At 74.3% G+C, this 5,366-nt stretch carries 5 protein-coding genes; 3 read left to right on the forward strand and 2 right to left on the reverse strand.

Features of this window, described 5'->3' with window-relative positions:
- Together VR44_RS31295 and VR44_RS31300 are read left to right on the forward strand one after the other, a co-directional pair.
- Nucleotides 1–967 (forward strand): molybdopterin-dependent oxidoreductase (locus VR44_RS31295; RefSeq protein ID WP_045950995.1); only part of this gene is annotated, 967 nt, incomplete at its 5' end.
- 57 nt (nucleotides 968–1,024) lie between these two features.
- Nucleotides 1,025–2,095 (forward strand): alpha/beta hydrolase, encoded by a 1,071-nt coding sequence (locus VR44_RS31300; RefSeq protein WP_045950996.1) that lies wholly within the window; start codon nucleotides 1,025–1,027, stop codon nucleotides 2,093–2,095.
- A gap of 30 nt (nucleotides 2,096–2,125) precedes the next feature.
- Here VR44_RS31300 and VR44_RS31305 read toward each other — a convergent pair whose 3' ends face one another.
- On the reverse strand, nucleotides 2,126–3,340 hold the full coding sequence (locus tag VR44_RS31305; RefSeq protein WP_045950999.1) for a cytochrome P450 family protein: 1,215 nt from the start codon (nucleotides 3,338–3,340) through the stop codon (nucleotides 2,126–2,128).
- Nucleotides 3,341–3,555: 215 nt separating this feature from the next.
- Between VR44_RS31305 and VR44_RS31310 the strand changes: the two genes are divergently transcribed.
- A complete protein-coding gene (locus VR44_RS31310) occupies nucleotides 3,556–4,479 on the forward strand; it encodes an SDR family oxidoreductase (protein ID WP_045950997.1) in 924 nt (307 codons plus the stop codon).
- On the opposite strand, the gene VR44_RS31315 is transcribed toward VR44_RS31310, so the two are convergent.
- A complete protein-coding gene (locus VR44_RS31315) occupies nucleotides 4,470–5,234 on the reverse strand; it encodes a class I SAM-dependent methyltransferase (RefSeq protein WP_045950998.1) in 765 nt (254 codons plus the stop codon). The two genes, VR44_RS31310 and VR44_RS31315, sit on opposite strands and share 10 nt — an antisense overlap.
- Nucleotides 5,235–5,366 lie beyond the last annotated feature (132 nt).

Below are 5,366 nucleotides of genomic sequence, written 5' to 3' on the forward strand. Positions count from 1 at the left end.
GGTCCTGCCGCCCCCCGCCGCGCCCGCGCCGCCGGTGCCCGCCGGGGCGGACCTGCACGTGCCCGGCGTGGGCCCGTTCCTCACCCCCGCCCCGGACTTCTACCGGGTGGACACCGCCCTCGTCGTCCCCCGCGTCGACGCGGGCACCTGGCGGCTGACCGTCCACGGCGACGGGGTCTCCCGGCCCCTGACCCTGACCCTGCCGGAGCTGCTCGCCCGGCCGCTGACGGAGCACGACATCACCCTGTGCTGCGTGTCCAACGAGGTCGGCGGCCCCTACGTGGGCAACGCCCGCTGGCTCGGCGTCCGCCTCGCCGACCTGCTGCGCGAGGCCGGGGTGCGGCCGCCGTCGGCGGGCGGTCCGGCCGACCAGCTGGTGGCGCGCTCGGTGGACGGGATGACGATCGGCACGCCGGTCGAGACGGTGATGGACGGCCGGGACGCGCTCCTCGCCGTCGGGATGAACGGCGCTCCGCTGCCCTTCGCGCACGGCTTCCCGGTCCGGATGGTCGTACCGGGCCTCTACGGGTACGTGTCGGCCTGCAAGTGGCTGACCGAGCTGCGGCTCACCAGCTTCGCGGCGTACGACGCGTACTGGGTGCGCCGTTCCTGGGCGCAGCAGGCGCCCGTCAAGACGCAGTCGCGGATCGACACCCCGCGCGCCTTCGCCGAGCTCGCGGCGGGGCGGGTGGCGGTGGCCGGGGTGGCGTGGGCGCAGCACCGGGGCATCGCCCGGGTGGAGGTGCGGGCCGACGGCGGCCCCTGGCACGAGGCCCGGCTCGGTGACTCGGACGGAGACGACACCTGGCGGCAGTGGGTGTGGCCGTGGGAGGCGGCGCCCGGGGAGCACACCCTGGAGGTCCGGGCGACGGACGGCCGGGGCGCGGTGCAGCCCGAGGAGCGCCGGGGCACCCTCCCCGACGGGGCGACAGGCTGGCACTCCGTCACGGTGAGCGTCCACGCGTAGGGGTTGCGTACCCGTACATTTACGACGACATGTGGCCGTACGTCAGGAGCCGACCCCGTGGAGCTGACCAGCACGTCGTTCCTCGTCACGCTGATCGCCGTCACCGCGCTGGCCATGCTCCTGGCGCTGCTGCTGTGGAACCGGGTGCCGGGTCCGGCCGTGCTGCGGTGGGTGGCGCGGGTGCTGATGATCGGGGTGTGCCAGCTGACCGCCATCGGGGTCGTGGCCGCCTGGATCAACGACGGCTACGGGCTGTACGCCTCCTGGGACGACCTGCTGGGCACGGGCGCGGACGCGAGCGCCTCGGCGATGACCGGGCCTCCGCTCGGCCGGGCCCGTTTCACCCCGGGGGAGAACGGCACCCGGAGCACGTACTTCCGGGGCAGTCATTCGAAGCTCGCCGGCCAGGTGATCGTGTGGACGCCCCCCGAGTACGACGCCCCGGGCGCGGAGAAGACCCGTTTCCCGGTGCTGACGCTGCTGCACGGGTACCCGGGGACGCCGCGCTCCTGGATCGACCTGGGTTCGATGCCGGACGCGCTGGAGCAGCTCGTCCGGCTGGGGGCGTCGCAGCCGTTCATCCTGGTCATTCCCGAGCTGTACCCCGGCGGGGTGAACACCGACTGCAGCGACACCCCGCAGCGCAAGGTCGCCACCTGGCTCGCGCGGGACGTGCCGGACCTGGTGCAGAAGAACTTCCGCACCCTGCCCCAGCCGAAGGGGTGGGGGCTGATGGGCGTGTCGACGGGGGCGTTCTGCGCGGCGAAGCTGCCGCTGCAGTACCCGAAGGTGTTCCGTGCGGGCGCGGCCCTGGACCCCGATCCGCTGACCGGGGACCCGCAGGTGCTGCCCGATGCGGCGCTGCGGGAACGCAACAGCCCGATGTGGCTGGTCGGGCAGGCCAAGGGCGAGGACGTCGCGCTGTTCCTGGCCACTTCCGCGCAGGACCGGGACAGCCCGCCGAAGCAGCTGGCCGCCTTCAGCGGCGCGGCGCAGGGCAGCGGGATCCGGGTGAAGACGCTCGTCCGCCCGGCCGGGGGCCACAACTTCCAGACGTGGACCGGGATGTACCCGGACGCGCTGGGCTGGCTGAGTACGGAGCTCTCCGCGCCCGCCGGCCCGACGTAGGAGCCGTGCCGCCCTGGCCTGCCGCCGCCGCTACGGCTTGCCCAGCCGGACCGGGAGAGCCTCGACGCTGTTGCCTATGAAGCTGCGCTGGTGCGGGAGTTCGGTCTCGGGCACCGCGAGGTCCAGGCCGGGGAAGCGGGTGAAGAGCCGTTCCAGGGCGATGGTGGCCTCCAGCCGGGCGAGCGGGGCTCCGACGCAGTAGTGCGCGCCGTGTCCGAAGGAGAGGTTACGGGCGGCTCCGGGGCGGGTGACGTCGAACCGGTCGGCGTCCGGGCCGTGGACGGCCGGGTCCCGGCCGGCGGCGGTGTAGCCGGCGAGGACGGGGGTGCCCCGGGGGATGAGGGTGCCGTCGACGGTCAGGTCACGGGTGGGGTAGCGGAAGGGGAACCAGCTGACGGGGCCGTCCCAGCGCAGGGTCTCGTCCACCACGTCGGACCAGCTCGCCCGGCCGTCCAGGACGAGGTCGAGCTGGTCGCGGTGGGTGCACAGGGCGCGGACGGCGTTGCTGATCAGGTTGAGGGTGGTTTCGTGGCCCGCGACGAGCATCAGCCGCATGGTGCCGATGAGTTCGGCCTCGCTCAGCCGGTCGCCGTCACCGTCGCGGGCGGCGATCAGGGCGCTGGTGAGGTCCTCACCGGGGTCGGCGCGGCGGGCGGCGGCGATGGTGGCGATCAGCTCCACGAGTTCCCGTACGGCGGCCATGACCTCGGCCGGGGGGATGTCGGTGGAGATGATCACGGTGTGGGAGAGCTCGTGGAGGCGGCCCCGGTGTCGAGGGTCCACGCCGAGCAGTTCGCAGATGACGCCCATCGGGAGCGGCAGCGCGAAGTGCGTGCGCAGGTCGGCGACTCCGTCGGCGGATCCTTCGGCGGCGCGGGCGAGGCCGTCGAGGAGTTCGTCGGCGAGCTCCTCGACGCGCGGGCGCAGCCGTTCGACCTGGCGGGCGGTGAAGGCGTTGCCGACGAGGGAGCGCAGGCGGCGGTGGTCGGCTCCGTCGGCGGTGTGCATGCCCTGGGCGTTGGCGAAGACCCGCAGCGGCCAGTCGGCGGGCACGGTGCCGTCGTGCAGGCCGGGGAAGTGGCGGGCGTCCTTGGCCGCGTCGGGGTGGGCGAGGAACTCCTTCAGTGCCTCGTGCCCGAGGACGACCGCGCCCGGCACGCCGCCGGGGAGGACCACCTCGGCGACCGTCCCTTCGGCGCGCAGCCGGGCGTTGAGCGCGTGCGGGCAGCCGCCGGCGGGGTCGATGACGTGGGTGCGCGCCGGTGCGTTCGCGGGTGCGTGCGCCGGCGCGGGGTCGGGTACGTGGTCGGGTGCCTGCGCGGGTGCGTGGTCGGGTGACAAGCCGGCTCTCCTGGTCCGTACGGACGGTTTCCGGCCAACAGTGCGGCCTGATGGCCGGGTTGTACAAGCCCGGGCAGCGGGACGGGCGGCCGGCGCGGCACGCGGCGTAAGGTCGCGGCATGCCGGGAACTGAGCGGACTCTTGAGGGCAGGGTGGCCCTGGTGGCCGGGGCGACGCGGGGCGCGGGGCGCGGGATCGCGGTCCAGCTGGGCGCGTCGGGCGCGACGGTCTACGTATCGGGGCGCAGTACGGCCGGGCGGCCGTCGGAGTACGGCCGCCCGGAGACGATCGAGGAGACGGCGGCGCTGGTGACGGCGGCGGGCGGGCGGGGCGTGCCGGTGGTGGCCGACCATCTGGTGCCCGAGCAGGTCGAGGCGCTGGTGGCGCGGATCGAGGCCGAGCAGGGCCGCCTCGACCTGCTGGTGAACGACGTCTGGGGCGGGGAGCAGCTCTTCGAGTGGGAGAGTCCCGTGTGGGAGCACGATCTGGACCGGGGGCTGCGGCTGCTCCGGCTGGCGATCGACACGCATGCCGTGACCAGCCATTTCGCCCTGCCGCTGCTGCTGCGCGAGCCGGGCGGGCTGGTGGTGGAGATGACGGACGGTACGGCCGAGTACAACGCGACCCGCTACCGGAACTCGTTCTTCTACGACATCGCCAAGTCGGCGGTGCTGCGGATGGCGTTCGCGCTCGGGCACGAGCTGGGGCCGCGCGGGGCGACGGCGGTGGCGCTGACGCCGGGCTGGATGCGTTCGGAGATGATGCTGGACGCCTTCGGGGTGACGGAGGCGAACTGGCGGGACGCCCTGAAGGAGGTCCCGCACTTCGCGATCTCCGAGACCCCGTCGTACGTCGGCCGGGCGGTCGCGGCCCTGGCCGCCGACCCGGAGGTGTCCCGCTGGAACGGGCAGTCCCTCTCCAGCGGGCAGCTCGCGGGGGTCTACGGCTTCACGGACCTCGACGGGAGCCGGCCGGACGCCTGGCGGTACATGGTGGAGGTCCAGGACCCGGGCCGGCCGGCGGACACCACCGGCTACCGCTGACCGGCGGAGGGGGCGGGAGCTCCGGCCGGGCGGCGGAAGAGGGCCGTCCAGAGGAAGGCCTCGCCGAAGTACGGGGACTCCTGCGGCTCGTCGCGCATCCGGCGCAGTTCCCGCTCCTCCAGGCCGGAGAAGATCCAGCGCAGCGACTCGGGGGTGTAGGCGAGCCCGCCTCCGAGGCCGCCCTCCCGGTAGTGCGCGGCGTCGGAGAGCTCGGAGCCCATCGCGCCGGCCGCGAAGCAGGTGAGGCCGAGGTGGCCGCCGGGGGCGAGGACGCGTTCCAGGAGGGCGAGGTAGCTGACGCGGCGGTGCGGCGGCAGGTGGTGGAAGCACCCGGAGTCGTACACCAGGTCGTAGGGGCCGCCGAGTTCGCCGGCCGCGGCGAGGGCGAAGGCGTCGCCGCGGTGGAAGCGGATGTCGGCGCCGGCCTCCCGGGCGCGCTCCCCGGCCCAGGCGAGGGCCGTCGGCGACAGGTCCACGGCGTCCACCTCGAAGCCGAGGGAGGCGAGGTGGAGGGCGTTGCGGCCCGGGCCGCAGCCCAGGTCCAGGGCGCGGCCGGGGGTGATCAGGCCGCGTTCGACGTGGGCGGCGAGGTTCTCGTCGGGCTTCGCCACGAAGAACGGCACCGGTTTGGCGCGGTCGGCGTAGAAGCCGTCCCACCAGTCCGCGCCACCGGCCGTCCAGCGGTCGGCTGCCGGTGCGAACAGTCCGTCCAGCAGGCTGAGCACGTCTTCCATGGAGCGTATGCTGCGGTCCATCAACTCCCCTTCTCCGAGGGGGAGATCGTATCGAAATCCGCCCATCGTCGCAGGTCGGAGCCTATGCGCGGACCCCCCGTACGGCCGCGGGCCCGCCGCGGACCAGGGGCCCGGCACCCCCCTCCACCACCC

The organism is Streptomyces katrae (assembly GCF_000966975.1).
Classification (GTDB): Bacteria; Actinomycetota; Actinomycetes; order Streptomycetales; family Streptomycetaceae; genus Streptomyces; species Streptomyces katrae.

Coding starts and splice junctions, on each gene's coding strand:
- VR44_RS31310 (WP_045950997.1), top strand. CDS start 3,556: ATGCCGGGAACTGAGCGGACTCTTGAGGGCAGGGTGGCCCTGGTGGCC.
- VR44_RS31315 (WP_045950998.1), bottom strand. CDS start 5,234: ATGGACCGCAGCATACGCTCCATGGAAGACGTGCTCAGCCTGCTGGAC.